The organism is Varibaculum sp. GTC20041, assembly GCF_055387755.1.
This window is the reverse complement of record NZ_AP041144.1, coordinates 2,179,045-2,195,157: the sequence shown is the minus strand read 5'-3', so window position 1 is coordinate 2,195,157 and position 16,113 is coordinate 2,179,045. Positions and strand designations below refer to the sequence as shown.

The following is a 16,113-nucleotide window of genomic DNA, read 5'->3' as shown; positions in this document are numbered from 1 at the left end:
CGTTTACTTTCCTAGTTTCTTGAGCTGATCAGCCAGTTCAAATGTTCCATAAATCGCGGTGGGGGAAGCATAGGCTACTGCGGATTCCGCGTAGATAATGTTGCCATTTTTAACCGCTTTCATGTCCTTGAAGCCAGGAATCTTTTCAAGTCGTTGCATTGAACTTTCTTTGGTGGCACCCCCCATTCCGGTGAGCAAGATGATTACATCGGGGTCTGATTTAACAAATGCTTCTGGCGCAATGGGACCTTGGTGCGGATGATAGTTCGGGTCGATAGCACTAACAAGGTTAAGGGTCTTATTTATTTCCCCCATGACCCCTTTGTTTCCGTAACTAAATAGGTCGGCATCTTCTCCGTAGTAGTAGGCGTAGGAAACTTTGCGGTCTTTACCGATTTTCTCATTACTAATCTGCTCTAGCTTCTCTTTAAGTTCCTTGACGGTGGCATCCGCTTTTTCGGAGGTGCCCATGATCTTGCCTAGCTGAGTAATCTCCGCCAAAGTAGTATCGAACGATTCATCGGATTTTTGATCCGGATAGAAGTAGTTGCACTCGGTAGCATCTACAACGGCAGGGATTCCCTTTTCTGCTACAGCTTTCGGAGCGGTAGTTTCGGAACTGAATCCGCCACCATAAGCAAGATCAGGTTTCAGTTTCATGAGTGCTTCCATAGAAATGGATTCCGTTGACAGCACTTTGATTCCGTCTGCTTTTTTACCTATCCAGGAGGGTGGTTCTTCACCCCATTCATTGGCGCGACCAACAATGGATTTTTCTGCTCCGGCAGCAAATAGGTACGCCAAACCGGTAACTCCCATCGAAACAACTTTCTTAGGATGGGTAGTAAACTTCGTTTCCACCCCACAGTTCTTTACGGTAAGGGGTTCGTCAGCAGCAGCGTTAGAAGAATCCTTTGTCCCGGAGCAGCCAGTGAGGGCGGCGACCGCAAGGCATGCGCCCAACGCGCCAGCCACAATTCGTTTCTTGATCATTCTTTTCTTCCTTTCTATTTGGAATATTTCTTGATGAGAGCCATTAGCATAGGGGCTCCTACCAGGGCTGTTAGTATTCCGATAGGTAGTTCCGCTGGTCTGATAGCCACGCGGGTACAGGTGTCGGCAATGACGACAAGCAGTCCGCCTCCCAGGGCAGAGATAGGTAACGCAGCTCGAGTGGTCGAACCTACCAGTTGTTTCGCAGCATGAGGAACGACTAGTCCCACGAATCCGATGGCACCGGTAAGGGAGACAAGCACCGCTATAGTGAGCGCCACTATGAGAAATAGGAGGTTTCGATAGAGGCGGGGACTAGTACCCAGTGAGATTGCGGCATCGTCTCCCAGGTTAAGGATGTCAACCCGTCTTCCCCAGATGGTGAAGCAAATTAATGCAATAGTTACCACGCTGCCTGCGATAATGACGTCATGCCAGGTGGCGTTAGATATTGATCCGAGCATCCAAAACATTACCGATTTGGTTCCAGCCGCGTTTTTAGCCATCAGAGTTATCAAGCTGGTTACTGCCGAGAAAAAGTAAGTTACCGCCATACCTGCAAAAATGATGCGTGTCGGAGTGATTTTTCCTCCGGCAGAAGCTAGCAGGGTAACGAGTAGGATGGAGGCCATTGCTCCCAGGAAGGCACCGAAAGTGATTCCCAATGCAGATAAGATATTGCTGGTTGTTCCGAAAACTATGACTGCTGCTGCGCCGGTGGAAGCCCCGGAGGAAATACCTAGAATATAGGGATCGCCCAACGGGTTGCGCAGTAACGACTGAGTTATCAGGCCGCATATACCCAAGCCGGCACCTACGATTGCTCCCAGAACAGCGCGGGGGAATCTGACCTCCCCAATAATCTGAGTATCAACATCAAGTGCAGCAGTTCTTCTCAGCGTGGCATTGATGCCCTCAAGTGCGGCCGATAGTGAAATATCAGTAGCTCCCACAATGACAGCCACTATCAACGAGCAAGCTAGCGTTATCGCTAAAACGATTGCCAGAATTAGGCGTTGCTTTCTATTCGTTAACATGGTGAACCTGTTGCTTCCGGTTTTGTTTCAGATGCTTTTTGGCTGAGATAGCTCCACAGTCTGCGTTCGTGGGCTATCCTCTCGCTGGGATCAAATGCCCCTTCATGTCCGCCTTTGCTGGAATAACGCCAGTACGTTACTTCCCCTCCCAAATTTTTCACCCGTTCGACTAGGGAATCTGCATGAGAAATAGTGGTGACTGCATCGTGACAGTAGCCAATAATGAGCCAAGATGTGGTGCATAAACTTCGGGGTGTGGCTTCACAGGCTAGGGGATCTTCTTCTTTCATAAAGTTATCCCAATCAGAGGTTTGAGGATCCCCGTACTCGTCTAACCATTGACGACCTAAGGTTGTTTCCGGCAGGTCTTTAGTGCTGCTGATCGGGACGCGGCATATTACTTGGGATACGAGTTCTGGGTGGGAGATAGTGGTAATCGCTGCCAGCAATGCTCCATGAGACATACCGTGTACAAATGTAGTCTCGGGGGTACAAATATCTTGACGATGCAATTCACGAATAGAGGAGGTTATATCCTCCCTGACTTTGTGTCTTCCTGCTTTAACCCCGGCTTGATGCCAAGCTTTCCCGAATTCGCCGCCTCCTCGGGAGTGAATAACGGCAACGCTGTAACCAAGGGTTAACCATTTTGAATAAATGTCTGGACTATAGAAACTGTGATTGTTCCTCCCGAATCCCCCGTAAATGAATACGATTGTCGGCTGTTTTTCCGCTAACGTTCCGAAGCAGTCTATAGGGATTCGGGTTCCGTCCTCACTATGAGCCCAAATCTGTCTGCAGGTAAATGTGTTGGCGTTTTCGGAGGTGTCATTCTTGGCGAAAGTTAGTTCTCCAGTTTTCCGATCAAGGCGGTAAAGGCGGGGACCATTAATAAAGGAGGAGCCTTGTAAATAGAGCTCCTGGTCGAGTACTTTTATCGGTTTAATGTGTTGTCCTAGAGGGAATGATTTTCCAGATTTGTGGGTGATGACATCAAAAGTTTTGGTGTCATAAACCAGAGTTTCGCAAGCATCTTGGTAACCGCCATATACCGGGTTAGATCCAGAGGTTTTCCACTGTGGGTAGAAGACACTGCCTTCGGGTAACCGGATCTCACCACGCACTTTGATAATGTTTTCGCACTTAGGCGGGGATAGTTGCGATATCTGGTTCACCTAACCTCCTTCATTTGTTCCGTAGTTTTATTTCCCTCTTGTGTAAAAGACGAAACCATGTAAACTATGTTTAGGTTAGCATAACCTAAGTAACAAGTTAAAGACTAGCCTCTGAAGTTGCTATCGCTTGAAAGGAGGGGAAATGAACACACTCGAAATCGTAGAGATTGAGGAAGTGAACACCGATAAAATCACTGTTCCTCACTGCCATCACGGTGCCACCCAGCAGAGCTTTGCATGGAGGTAAGTAGATAGGCATCGGGTAAAAGATAGTGCTAAGACGCACTTTACCCAATATTTCATATAGGTAAGAGGATCAGGGGTTATGTGGAAGATTTGTGCGCAAGTAAGGCCTTTGGATACGAATAGATGCGTTCTTACATGTGCAGATGGTCGTGATCTGGTGCTCTCAACGGATGTCAATAGCATCGTGCGCGTCTTAGATGCGGCGCAGGATGCCCAGTCCACTCACCCTTTGGGCACTCCGTTGAAAAAAGCATTAGAAAAACACAGCTGTTTTATCAACACGCAGGACCTAGTCTCCCCGACCCCTGATCCTCAATCTATGGCCGATGCAGAGGTAATTGTCTGCGGCGATCCCACAATTGCGCGTTTAATAACTTCAGAGCTCCAAAAGATTGATGTCACGGCGCGCTTGTCTTCCCAGTCAGTTCGCGAATGTGCATACCAAGTCTTCAATCGCGGCGCCCTGGTGGTGTGTCGCGGAGATGATCCTGCTCCCGTATTTGCGGAAACTATTGAAGACAATCTCGGACTAAATATTTCAGTGATCACGGTGGATCACACCCCCGACCAACTATTGGTTGGCCCAGCAGTACTTAAAGGGCAAGGTGCAACTTATAGCGACAGTCTTGCTCGTCTCGCCGGAAATGCAGTCAATAGTGAAGTATTTCAAGCAAAAATGGGTAGCCCCGTATGGGGAAGTTTCTTACCGCGCTTAGGTGCAGCCACAAATATGGGGCACAAAGCAGCGGAATTAATTAAAGCTATTACTCGCAATGAAATCGATAACCAGAAATCAACCCCCCTTGACACTATTTGGGCAATTTCCATGGACGGGGATCTCGAAGTTCACGCGGTGCTTCCCACGAATTTTATGATGGGCCCTCAGCCTAAATCCCCGATTCACCCTCCCACCTTTGTGGTTGATAAATGCTATGGAATCGTAAAAGAGCTCACTCGGGTACATCACAGTGCCTATATGCCGCCTACGTTGCATACTACCCAGGCGCGAACGTGTGATTTACGCAGAACATCAACTTATATCAACACTGTATTTTGCCAAGGCTCAACGTTAATCCCCAATGAGGTTGGAGAAGAAGAAAAAGAAGCGCAGATCCACGACACTGAACTAGCGGCTATTGGTGAATCGGTCGAGCGTTATTGCTCTAACCTAATCGATCTCAAACCGGTATTACATGGTTCTTATCGGGAATTAACGAGAAAAGGATACCCGCTTCTTCATCCGGAAGAACTGGTGCTATTCTCTGCAAACCAATACCAGCACCCCGGATTTCCTTTTGTACCTTTGACGCCTGAACTGCCCGTAGGGTGGGTGGAAGGTACCTATTATGAGGATGAAGAGCCAGTTTTCGTTCCTGCCTCCTTGGTGTATGTCAACTGGTATACCAACCAGTATCGGCAAGAACCGAAAGTTAACTTTCCTGCGTTTGCTGGAGTAGCTGCAGGAACCAGCAGTGACCAGGCGATATTGTCGGGTATCAGTGAAATTATTGAGCGGCATGCCACCATGGTGTGGTGGTTGAATGCCCAGCCGCTTCCGCACCTGGAATTACCGCAGAAATATTTAGATCTTTTTAGCGGGACGAAAGAGCCACTCCGCCCCGCTTTGATCAATCTAGACAACACTTTCAATATTCCGGTTCTAGCCGGGGTAGTTCACAATGATGTCTCTAAACTGGTACACGTTGGTTTTTCTTGTCGTTCGAGCGTTGAACAAGGCGCTTTAAAAGCTTGGAGTGAAGCGCTCACCTTACAAGAGGGAGCTCACGACCTCGCAAACCCCGAAGGGGCACATTGGACAGCAATCCGTAAAGGTCTACTTCCTGGACGTTCATATAAGAAATGGCGCCGTGACCGCCGCTATCTGGATGACTTCCGTGAGGATCTCAAAGATGTAGATGACCTACTAATTCAGCAAGAGGTCTTTCTAGATCCTCGCGCGGTAGACAGAGTGAAACCACTGTTGGATATACCAGCAACCCGCAGTATTTCATCTGTGTCACAGCTGAAAGATAGCCAACTAGCTAGTTATATAGAGCGTATCCACGCCCGGGGTATGCGGGTAATTACCGTTGATATCACCTCTCGCGATGTCGCTTCTTGCGGACTGCATGTGATCCGCACATTAATTCCCGGCACGATAGGCAATACTCCTGCCGCATTTCCCTACCTGGGGCGCAATATGGTGGCAGAGGAAGCAGTACGGTTAGGATGGGTGGATTCGCCAAGACCTGAAGGTAGCATGAACCCCTTCCCAATGCCGCACGCGTAGAACCGATACCGTTGTTGAGAAAGGAAAGGCGATTGTGTTCGCAAAGCAGCGTTTAGTTATGCGCGCCGCCGGAGTCTCCGTGTGGCTGCTGGCCCCCGCCATGATGTTGGGTGTCCTGGTGTCTTGCTTATATATTGCAACCGCGGTGTGCAACGCCATGCTTTTCAATGAGCTATTGAGCTCTCGCCGGGTCTCCACGGTGGTGGGACTAATCATAGCTATTGCCGGTTTGCTCTTAATCCGTCCGTTACTTGAGGTCAGTGGACAGCTTCTACAAAATCGAGCGGGACTAGTGGTGAAAAGCCGCTTACGGCAGGCGCTTCTAGAGCAACTAGATGCGCGCGGACCTATGCGGGGAGGACTGGGGCGTTCTGGACAAATACAGTCGGTTCTCACTGATGGGGTTGAGGCGATCGAACCCTATTTCGTCAAGTATTTCACCCAACTGGCGGTCACTGCTCTAACCGCGATTGGTTTAACAATTGCTATTGCCAGCATTTCTCCCCTGATTGCGGGAGTTCTTTTAGTCTGTGGAGTCGCGATTATTGCTATTCCCCGATTATGGGATAGAGCTCTTGCTGATCGCGGACAATCGCATTGGGTAGCGTACGAAAATCTCAATGCCGATTTCGTGGATTCTATGATGGGAATGTCCACTTTGAAATCTTTTGGGGCGGCTAAAGATCATGGCACCCAATTAGAAAAACAGTCCAGCCAGCTGCTCAAAACTACTATGGGGCAGCTACGGCTTTCATTGGGAGAAACTGGCCTATCAGGAATGATGAAAGTGCTCGGTCCCGCCCTCGGGCTAGTGATCGCAATTTCTTTGATTTCTTCCGAGGCGATGCCAATCAGCTCGCTATTTGTGGTTACGCTGCTAGCTATCGAACTTTTCCGCCCATTTACCGCCCTATCGGCATGTTGGCATGAAGCATTCTTTGGTATTTCCGCGCTGCCGGCTATGAGCGAGTTATTTGAACAGGAGCAAACTTCTGCCGCTACCCGCAAATCTCCGCAAAACATGCCTCACAGTAACGAAGTATCTTTCGTGGATATCTCCTACACTTATCCGGGAGCTGCCGAGCCGGCTCTTGAGCAAGTCACTTTCGGAGCACCTGCAGGTAAAACAACCGCTCTGGTGGGGCTGTCAGGTTCCGGGAAATCCACCGCGCTCGGGTTATTAATGGGTTTCGATCACCCTGATAGTGGAAGTATCACAGTGGGAGGGGTTTCAGCGGACAGTTTGGATATTGCCCGTACCGTCACGCTGGTTCCGCAAGACCCGATTATTTTTCCGGGAACTATAAGGTCAATTTTGGCCGAAGCTAATCCCAAAGCGGATGAAGTGGAGATGATGACGGCTCTAAAGCTAGCCTGTGCCACAAACCTGCATCCCGATAACAATCCTGATTCTGGTGACAATATTCTTGATTTAGAAATTGAAGAACATGCTCAGAATCTTTCGGGAGGACAAAAACAACGACTGGCAATCGCTCGGGCTCTGGTTCGCAAATGCCCGCTCCTCGTACTCGATGAATCTACTTCTGGTCTGGACACCCAAACAGAAACAACGGTTCTGGCGAATATTCGCAAGACGTACCCGAATCTCACTTTATTGCTGGTTACTCACCGTATTGACGCTGCTGAGCAAACAGATCATGTAGTGGTAATGGGACATGGGAAAGTGCTTTGTAGCGGGAATCCCTGTACGTTAAGCCAGGAAGATAATGCCTGGTCAAGATTGATTAGTGCACAGATGGGAGCCTAGTCGACTATGACCTTAGTTTTCAGTAATTTCCTTGCACTGATGAAGCGGCTACGCGAATGTGTTCCCCTTTTCGTAGCCGCCACTATTGTGACTGCGCTTGCCCAAATTAGTGTTGTTGGGGTTGCGGTCAGTTCAGTATGGATATCTACGCAATTCATATTAAACCGTACGAATAATCTGAACCTGCTGTTCGTTATGATGTTTACCCTGGTGGTCGTGCATGCCGTGAGTACCCTCTTTGAGGTTTGGTGGTCACATGAAGTTGCTTACCGGATTCTACATACCTTGCGGGTGCACATTTATAACGCTATCGAGCGAATCGCACCCTTAGGGTTGCAAGGGAAACGTACCGGTGATGTGGCATCGGCTGCCATGAATGATGCGGAACAGCTGGAATGGTTTTATGCGCATACGGCCTCTACTGCCATCTGTGCCATTCTCACTCCAACTTTATTCACCGGTGTGCTGGTGAGTTTTATTGGTCCGATTGGACTGATAATGCTGCTACCAACTGCAGCTATGATTGCATTCCCTTTCGCCCTTATGTCCATACAACGCCGGCAAGGTAAAAAATTACGTTATCAACTAGCCCAGTTGCGTATTGCAGTTCTGGATTCTATTCAAGGGCAAAGGGAACTGCGGTCATTGGGGATGGTGGATAAACAAAATGCGCAGATCTTGGATTTAACACGAAAAGTGCAGGTAACTAAGAATTCGCAAACGATAAGAAAAGCCTGGGAATCAGCTTTTTCTACGATTGCAACCACAGTCGGATCCACGATTTTGCTAGTCATTCTAACTGGGTGGGTGCTGACCGGACATTTAGATTCAGCTTTGCTACCAGTTGCGGTGGTGCTAGCGGGTCTAGTGCCAACCCCCGCGACAACGCTAGTGGGCATGCTGGGGAGAGTAGGAGAAATTGGGGCGTGCGCACACCGGATTAATACCATTCTTAACGCTAAGGATCCCATCCCCTCCATCCCCGAAACCAATCATGCCGAATATGAGGCAGAAACAAACCATTTAGTTAGTGATGATACGGTTTTTTCCTATCAGGCAGGTAAGCCAGTTATTAACCAAGTTAACTTAACCGCAACTCCTAAACGCTCAATCGCCATTGTCGGAAAATCAGGGGCGGGGAAAACTACCCTAGCCAATCTGGCTATGCGTTATCTTGATCCTCAGGAAGGCGAACTGCGTTTCGATGGGAGAAATCTTCGCTCCTATCAACCAAACCAATATCGCGAAAGACTGGCTCTTGTTCCCCAGGACTGCCATATTTTTGCCGGAACTGTGCGAGACAATCTTGTTTTAGCTAATCGGCAGGCCTGTGATGATGATATTTGGGCAGCTCTTGCCGAGGCTGATATCAGTGAGCTGATTACTTCTTTAGGAGGATTAGACGCGAAAGTCGGGGATCGGGGAACCACGCTCTCGGGTGGGGAACGTCAACGTATCGGGATTGCTCGTGCTTTTCTTCGGCGTCCCGACATGCTTATCCTCGATGAGCCGCTCGCTAATATTGACCCGTTCCTCGAAGCCTCCATTGCCAAAAATATTCGTAACGCGAGGGCTGACCGTACTACTATCGTCATTGCCCATCGGTTGGCTTCTATTCGTATCGCGGACCATATCGTAGTTCTTGATGGTGGGCGCGTGGTCGCGGAAGGGACTCATCAGGAGCTTAAAGATCAGCCAATTTATAGAACGCTTTTAGGGCAACAGATAGCTTAGTTACCGCATAAATCAGTAAATAGGCGAGCTAGTAGTTCGCATTTATCAAGGTCTGCCTATAGTCGCAGCAAGGTTAACGTGAGCATCTCCTGGTATCGCTCGGCACGAAAATACCCGGCTGAGGGCTGAGGACAGGTTACGCCACCACTAGCTTGCGGCGATTTAGGCGCAAGGTAACGTCGGCGCTGCGGGCGAGTTGGCGCGAATGGGTCACCACGATCACGCACTTATCCTGTTCATGAGCGGCTCTCTGCAGAATCTCGATTACTTCGCGGGCGGTATCCTCATCCAGATTCCCGGTAGGTTCATCCGCCAAAATAATCGGAGCCCCCGACACTAGCGCCCTCCCGATCGCTACCCGCTGCTGTTGACCTCCCGAAAGCGCCATTACGCTGCGCCGCGCCTCCTTTTCAGACAGCCCCAGCTGGGTCAAAGTGTCAATCCCGGCTTTCCCATTCACCAATCGCAGATTCTCTAGCGGAGTCAAATAGTCAATCAGGTTATAGTTTTGGAAAACCAGAGAAATCTGCTTCTTTCGGTGCTGGGCATAGCCAGTTTCCGCAATATCAGTACCATCGAAACGTACCGCCCCGTCGGTAGGCTTATCTAAACCTGCCAGCAGGTTCAACAGGGTGGATTTTCCGGCACCTGAGGCGCCTACAATCGCATAAAACTTTCCGATCTCGAACTCGGTGCACACGTCCGACAGGATCTGGGTGCTAGTTCCCGGATAAACATAATCAAGATGATCTAACTGCAAAATGCTCATAATGTTTCCTAACTTGTTTTTGCGAGAATAGCTCGCGGGGTTTGACGGAGCAGGGGAGCGGTCGCTAATAGTAGCGCCGCGAAAGTAATCACATATCCGAGGGCGAGGGCGGCCAGGATACTCCCGGTGCTCCCGCTCGCAGATAGGGCGGACAGGGAGGGGCTAGCAGATTTGGCAAATACCAGGGAAGACACCTTATCCGAAAGCAGGAATCCCAAGGTGGTCCCGATAGCGCTACCCACCAGCGCTAAGAAAGCGCTCTCCAAGGCAAGTTGCCCCAAGATATTCGCTTTGGTTTTACCTACTGCTAGGAGCACCCCGATTTCGCGGGTGCGTCCTCGGATCCAAAAGACCATAATCAGGGCGAGAGCGGCTAGACCGGCGCCTCCCACACCTACAGCCAGGGCAGTAAGGAGCTTATTTACCCCAGACAGGGTAGCGAGCACCCCCGCGAACTGGGCGGCATTAGATTCGTAACTCAGCTGCGAATCCATCTGTTTTGCCGCACGTAACGCGGCAGGGAGCGCGCTAGCATCCTCGGTAAAGAACCTCGCGCAAGTCAGTTCTTTCCCGGCCAGGCGCTGACTGTTAGCCAGATCAATAAAAATCTGGTTCTCGGAAGCCCCGGCAGGAAGTCCCCCGGGATTCTCAGTTTTTCCGTTGAAAATCCCCACTACCGGCATATTTACGGTAGTTCCATGGGCGCGAAGGCGTAGCTGACTGCCAATATGCAAATCATTGCGCTGGGCAAACTCGCGGTGGATCAGCGCGCCGCTCCCACTTGCCGCCAAGTGTTTGCCGTCCTCTAACCGATACAACCTACCCATGAAAGACGGATGCAACTGGCTATTAGTAGTCCCGATAATTCCGGCATCCCCGGCAAACTGAGCGTCAAGTTGCACCCCGGAAGTGGTAGTGACCAGCTTCGCGCCCTCGGGTTTAGCCAAAGCTTCTTTTTCAAAAGCCGAGCGTTTTACTTGCGGCAAGTGGCCTAACTTTTCTGCCTGCGTCAAAGAGATAGTGCCGCCTTCGCTGCTGGCAGTGAATCCCGCGTTTACTCCGGAATTAATCGCCCCAGAAATCCCGGCCACCTGCGCGCGCACGCCTGACTGAGAAATCAGGGCGGTAAAGACCACCGCCATAATCAGCGTGAGCAGCAGGGCGCGGCGGGGGCGGCGACTAAGCGAACACCAGGCGCGACGCCAAATACTAAGCTCTCTCATTTGATATCCACCAAGAGGGCGCGCGGGGGGCGGCGTAGCATCGGGAACGATGCTACCAGCACACAAAGCACGCCTACCAGCAAAGTTAGCAACACGGCAGTAATCACCGAGGGGGTGGACAGGGACACCGCTAGAGCATCCAGGGTTTTAGTTGCCGCTGAGGATTCCATATCGGCACCCGCCTGCCCGGCCTGTGCCAGTTCTTGCATTAGCGAATCATTCACCGAGGCCAATGCGGAATTGCCTAGCCATTGCGAGATTGACCCAGAAATAAAGAACGCCAATACGAAAGCCGGGATGGCGGTAATCACCAGTTCGCACAGGTATTGGGCAAAAATACTTCCCTTTGAAGTGCCTACCGACAGTAGTACCCCGGTTTCTTTCTTACGTTCATTCATCCACAGGAAAAGCACCAGCGTTAAAATCAACAGCGCAAACCCGAAAGCGACCATTTTAGTGGTGCTCATCAGGGAATTTATTCCGCTAAGCGCTCCGGTAATTCCCGCTAAATACTGGGTGGCGGGCGATAGTTGGTAGTTGCGCCAATCGATCTTCAGAGAGCCAGCCTTCTTTTCTGCCTCCTCTAAATCACTATCGGAAGCAACGAAAAAGTTAGCGTCCTGGTAAATCTCATTATCTTTGCTCATCTGGTAAAGCGCGCGGGTGGTATCCAAATCCGTGTAAACAGTATTGGCAAAGAGTTCACTGCGCTGAGCTGCCTGTCGATTATTGGAGCCGCGAACCAGCCCCACTATTTCCATTTCGGTTTGCGTGGTTGATTTCCGCAAATTGTCCACGTCATAGGGGTTGCCTTTTAGTTTTAGCTTGCCCCCGATTTTCAGGCCGTTAGCTTTCGCCAAATCTTCATGGATAATCGCTTTATGGTGATCACCGGGCTTTAAATGCCGCCCCGCCACCAGGGTTAAAGCGCCGGAACGAAAGTTGTTGTCGATATCGGTGCGGTTGACTCCCCACACGTTCACTGCGTTTCCGAACCGGGCTTCCTTCTTGGCGTCGTAATCATTGGTTCCCAGTTTCTGGGTCTGAGCCCCAACTAAATCAGCAGTGACGTTTTGCCGAGCCACATAGCTTTTAACCTCAGGCAGTCGCGCAATCTGGGAAATATCTGCAGGTTTAACCGTTCCGGCTCCCCGCGGGGTTCCCTGATTGAACTGCGGATTATTTTCGAGGACGAAACCGGCACCCGCCTTGGCCTCTACCTTTGCGCCCTCACGCGCGCTCGCCCTCTCGATAGCATCTGCCGACATTAAAACAGTGGCCACCAAAGTGAGCACCGCGAATATAACAATAGTTCTAACTGGTTTTCTGACAACGTAGCGCCAGGCTCTTCCCGCGAAGGACAAGTCCAGATCCTTTCAAAACAACCCAAGACCAACTTAGGTAACCCAAATAAACAACAGCTAGCTTTGCTACCCGGGCTGGAAGAAACCTGGATCAGGGACAGGAAAAATCTGAAAATGAGAATAATTGGGCAGGGAAAATCCGCTTACCAGGAATATCGTTCTTTAAGTATCCTCGGTCACAAACAGTTATTAGGGTTTCCCGGACAGTTATTCGAGAAGATTAATCCCAAACGGGTAGTGGTAAAACTTTTTATCGGCGGCTTTAAGTGCGCCTTTAATCGAGCACACTAGGGTCATTATGAAAACCACTGCAAATGCGATGAGGGACAAAGGTATCAAGATTACGGTGAAGCAAAGTATCCAGGCCACCACAGAAGTAATGGTCATCGCCAAGTTAAAGTTAAAAGCACCGGCGGCAGCGTTACGCACGAAGGCACTTTTGTCTTTGTAGATAAACCAGACAATGAGCGGCCCCACAAAAGTCAGCCAACCAGCAGAAACTATCATGGCGATCACGGCTGCTAAGTGCGCCAGGATCGCCATAGTGCGCTCATCGGAGCTAACTTGACCGCTATCAGAATTAACACCGGGAGCGGTAGGCATTGCGGGGGGATAAGGCTGGTATTCGTCCCCGGAAGCATACTGAGGGAAAGAGGGGTTGGAAGATTCGGGTTGCCTGGGAGACTGTTGGTCGCCGAAATTGCTCGATTGGGGCTGGTTATCACTCATAATCCCATTTTCCCATAGGTATAGAGGCTGCGAAAGTAGAGCTAGCAATATTTTTTCTTCAGCGAAAAGTGCAGGTTACAGTGCAGCAGGTAGATTAGGGACGGGTTTTGGCGCGCTATCAGGGTCGGCGCTACCGGGTACGGCGCTATGGCGCGGGCGCTGGCGTTGAGCGATTAACCAGTGATGTAAAAGGGCGGTTGAACAGCAGTCATATTCGTTATAGAGGGCGAGGAGACGTAACTGCTCTGCGTCCTCAGCCGCTAGCTTAGCTCCGGGTTCGAGGACGCCTTTTCGCGTCAGCGTATCGTAGACAATCACCGAATCTGCGCCATTATCCAAGTCCTTAGAACGCATCCACGAACCCATATAGAACGGTTCCATTTCTTTCAGGGAATACCCGCCTTGACCGGTGCGAATAGCTGATTGCACCACTTGCTGTAGGTCGCGCATGGGACCGTTAGCTGCCAGTAAATCGCGCACTTCCCCCGCTAAGAGGCCGTGGCGAGACGATAAACGTTGCAGGTAGAGGCGTTCTTGCGGGGAATAATGATAAATGCGCATCCCAGGAAACCGCCGGAAACGCTGTCGCAGAAAATCCAGCAAAGTGATTAGTAGCTGGCGTTCCTCGGCGCGGTTATGCGCCCAAAAACTCTGATATTTTCCACCGATACGCTTCGATAGTTCCCCTACTTCCTCCGCTACGTTTGTGCTACCTGCTGCCGGTAGTGCATCTTGGCCGCGAATCGGCAGCGCCGGGGTTAAAGATTTTTGCTCCCCCCAAGAATCTGCGTCAAAACAAACCAAACCACCCAGGTAAATCAGCCCGGTATGGTCTTTGAGCGTCCACCCCCAAAGGGAGTCATTTTCAAAATCTAGATACACATCTCCCGCCTGAGGCGCGGAAAGATCCATAAGCGCCGGGGATAGGGGATTAGTTTCCAGCAGCAGTTCTGCGGGGTTTTGACTGACCTGTAAGCGGGCTTGTCGGATTAGCTCTGGGCTATAACCATCTGGAGGGTTTTTAGCAAACTCGCTGGCAGTAAAAATACTCTCGGATCGCAGCTCCCGGCGCAGTCCCGGGCCCACCCCGCTGATCAACAGAGGGTCATCGAAACGCGCTAGCGCCCACGCACAGTACGAACAGCTTCCGCACACGGTGTCGAGGGCGCGCCAAGCGTCCTCGGGGGTAGCAGACAGTAAATCCTGGTCGCCCGCTAAAATGTGCGCCTGCTCCGCAATAGGTTCCCACAGTTCCTCTAGGTCTGGCAGCGGAAAATCTACAGTTTTACCATCCGCTAGCAAGATTTGGGCGAAGGGCGCGAGCTCCGCCTCCAACTTGGGGAAAGCGGCGTTTAACAACTGCTGATTTGCGCCAGCTAAATGGGCGAAACCCGCCAGGAGATGTACTGAATCTAGGCGGGCATGGGCAGAAAAACGCGGCAACTGCAACACCCAAGAATCGTCCTCGTAAAGAAGGAAAGGAAGCATTCCCGTAAGGTCTGCGCAGGTAGCGGGAAGATTTGTTTGAAAAACCTTACCCGCGGCACGGTAGCGGGCAGCCAGTTTTTCTTCCTCTACTCCAGTTAAATCCCCTATATAGCGGTGGAAAACATCGGCAGATTTCAGCTCAGTATTGCCGGTCAGGTAGCACCAGAGCCGCCACTGGCAGTTAGCGGCATGAGCCACTTCGGAAACTGCTAGTAGGCGGGAAGAATCAGGCATTGAGCAGGTTACTTTACTCGCTGCGCATACTCTAGCGCCCAATAGGTCAGTACCGTATCGGCTCCGGCGCGCACAATCGCGTGCAAAGACTCGTCAATAGCACGCTCGCGGTCAATCCACCCGTGAGCTGCCGCTGCCTCTAACATCGCGTATTCCCCGCTGACCTGGTAGGCCGCGACTGGAACCGGTGACATTTCCGCCACATCAGCCAACACATCCAGATAGTAGCCAGCCGGTTTAACCATCACCATATCGGCGCCCTCGGCTAAATCTAGTTGGGTTTCAAATACGCCCTCCCGGCGGTTACGGGGATCTTGTTGGTAAGAGCGGCGATCGCCCTCTAAGGAGCAGGCAACCGCATCTCGGAAAGGACCAAAGAAAGCGGAGGCGTATTTCGCCGAGTAAGCCAAAATCGTGGTGTCGGTGAATCCGGCCTCGTCTAGCGTCTGGCGAATCACCGCGATCTGTCCGTCCATCATCCCGGATGGGGCAACCATATGGGCTCCGGCGCGCGCCTGGCTGAGCGCCATTTTTGCATATAGCGGCAAGGTAGCATCATTATCGACCCGCCCATCTGCGGTGAGAACCCCGCAATGTCCGTGGCTGGTGAATTCATCCAGGCAGGTATCTGCCCCCACCACCAGGTCATTTCCTACTTCTTCGCGCACGGCGCGGATGCCGCGATTCAAAATACCGTTCGGATCCCAGGCGGGACTGCCCTGCTCGTCCTTATCGGCGGTATTGGGAATCCCGAACAGCATGATTCCGCCGACTCCGGCTTTAACGCATTCGGAGGCGAGGGTGCGAATAGACTCTACGGTATGCTGGAAAACCCCTGGTAGAGAGGGAATCTCGACCGCTTCCTCAATTCCGTCTCGCACGAATGCGGGCAGCATCAGTTGGGCGGGATTGACCCGGGTTTCCGCGATTAGGTTGCGCATCGCGGGGAAAGCCCGCAGGCGGCGAGGACGAATAGTCGGTTTCAGCATAAAGTCATCTGTCATTTTTTCTCCCTAGCTATCTGCCCCGATTCTAACGCACCCGTATGGCGCTTTCAGAAAGT

12 protein-coding genes are annotated in these 16,113 nt (G+C 51.1%); 3 read left to right on the top strand and 9 right to left on the bottom strand.

What is annotated here, in order from left to right:
* Positions 1-3: 3 nt before the first annotated feature.
* From ACZ5BI_RS09595 to ACZ5BI_RS09585, 3 genes are read right to left on the bottom strand one after another with little or no spacing between them, the layout of a single operon-like run.
* Positions 4-993, bottom strand: coding sequence for an ABC transporter substrate-binding protein (locus ACZ5BI_RS09595; protein ID WP_024059983.1), 990 nt, complete (start codon positions 991-993; stop codon positions 4-6).
* A 14-nt stretch (positions 994-1,007) separates the two neighbouring features.
* Positions 1,008-2,030, bottom strand: a complete 1,023-nt coding sequence (locus ACZ5BI_RS09590; protein ID WP_024059982.1) for a FecCD family ABC transporter permease — start codon at positions 2,028-2,030, stop codon at positions 1,008-1,010.
* Positions 2,024-3,205, bottom strand: a complete 1,182-nt coding sequence (locus ACZ5BI_RS09585) for a prolyl oligopeptidase family serine peptidase (RefSeq protein WP_464896292.1) — start codon at positions 3,203-3,205, stop codon at positions 2,024-2,026. Before ACZ5BI_RS09585 ends, ACZ5BI_RS09590 begins: the two co-directional genes overlap by 7 nt.
* Before the next feature lie 565 nt (positions 3,206-3,770).
* Here ACZ5BI_RS09585 and ACZ5BI_RS09580 point away from each other — a divergent pair.
* Genes ACZ5BI_RS09580 through ACZ5BI_RS09570 form a run of 3 tightly spaced genes read left to right on the top strand, consistent with a single transcriptional unit; the run spans position 3,771 to position 9,243 of the window.
* Positions 3,771-5,741: a YcaO-like family protein gene (locus ACZ5BI_RS09580; protein WP_464896291.1), complete on the top strand. Its 1,971-nt coding sequence runs from the start codon at positions 3,771-3,773 to the stop codon at positions 5,739-5,741.
* A gap of 34 nt (positions 5,742-5,775) precedes the next feature.
* Positions 5,776-7,509, top strand: coding sequence for an ABC transporter ATP-binding protein/permease (locus ACZ5BI_RS09575; protein ID WP_278610057.1), 1,734 nt, complete (start codon positions 5,776-5,778; stop codon positions 7,507-7,509).
* A 39-nt stretch (positions 7,510-7,548) separates the two neighbouring features.
* Positions 7,549-9,243, top strand: a complete 1,695-nt coding sequence (locus ACZ5BI_RS09570) for an ABC transporter ATP-binding protein (RefSeq protein WP_238128251.1) — start codon at positions 7,549-7,551, stop codon at positions 9,241-9,243.
* Between the two features lie 136 nt (positions 9,244-9,379).
* Here the strand turns inward: ACZ5BI_RS09570 and ACZ5BI_RS09565 are convergent, their stop codons facing one another.
* The 6 genes from ACZ5BI_RS09565 to hemB form a co-directional block, all read right to left on the bottom strand.
* Positions 9,380-10,012, bottom strand: coding sequence for an ABC transporter ATP-binding protein (locus ACZ5BI_RS09565; protein ID WP_024059976.1), 633 nt, complete (start codon positions 10,010-10,012; stop codon positions 9,380-9,382).
* Between the two features lie 8 nt (positions 10,013-10,020).
* Positions 10,021-11,235: an ABC transporter permease gene (locus tag ACZ5BI_RS09560; RefSeq protein ID WP_464896290.1), complete on the bottom strand. Its 1,215-nt coding sequence runs from the start codon at positions 11,233-11,235 to the stop codon at positions 10,021-10,023.
* The gene (locus ACZ5BI_RS09555; RefSeq protein ID WP_464896289.1) at positions 11,232-12,530 is read right to left on the bottom strand and encodes an ABC transporter permease; all 1,299 of its coding nucleotides are present in this window, start codon (positions 12,528-12,530) and stop codon (positions 11,232-11,234) included. The genes ACZ5BI_RS09560 and ACZ5BI_RS09555 overlap by 4 nt, the downstream gene beginning before the upstream one ends.
* Positions 12,531-12,806: 276 nt before the next feature.
* Positions 12,807-13,328, bottom strand: a complete 522-nt coding sequence (locus tag ACZ5BI_RS09550) for a DUF4870 domain-containing protein (protein ID WP_024059973.1) — start codon at positions 13,326-13,328, stop codon at positions 12,807-12,809.
* Between the two features lie 75 nt (positions 13,329-13,403).
* Positions 13,404-15,050, bottom strand: a complete 1,647-nt coding sequence (locus ACZ5BI_RS09545) for a ribonuclease H-like domain-containing protein (RefSeq protein ID WP_464896288.1) — start codon at positions 15,048-15,050, stop codon at positions 13,404-13,406.
* Positions 15,051-15,058: 8 nt separating this feature from the next.
* Complete coding sequence (gene hemB, locus ACZ5BI_RS09540; protein ID WP_464896287.1) at positions 15,059-16,054, bottom strand: porphobilinogen synthase; 996 nt, start codon at positions 16,052-16,054, stop codon at positions 15,059-15,061.
* Positions 16,055-16,113: the final 59 nt, after the last annotated feature.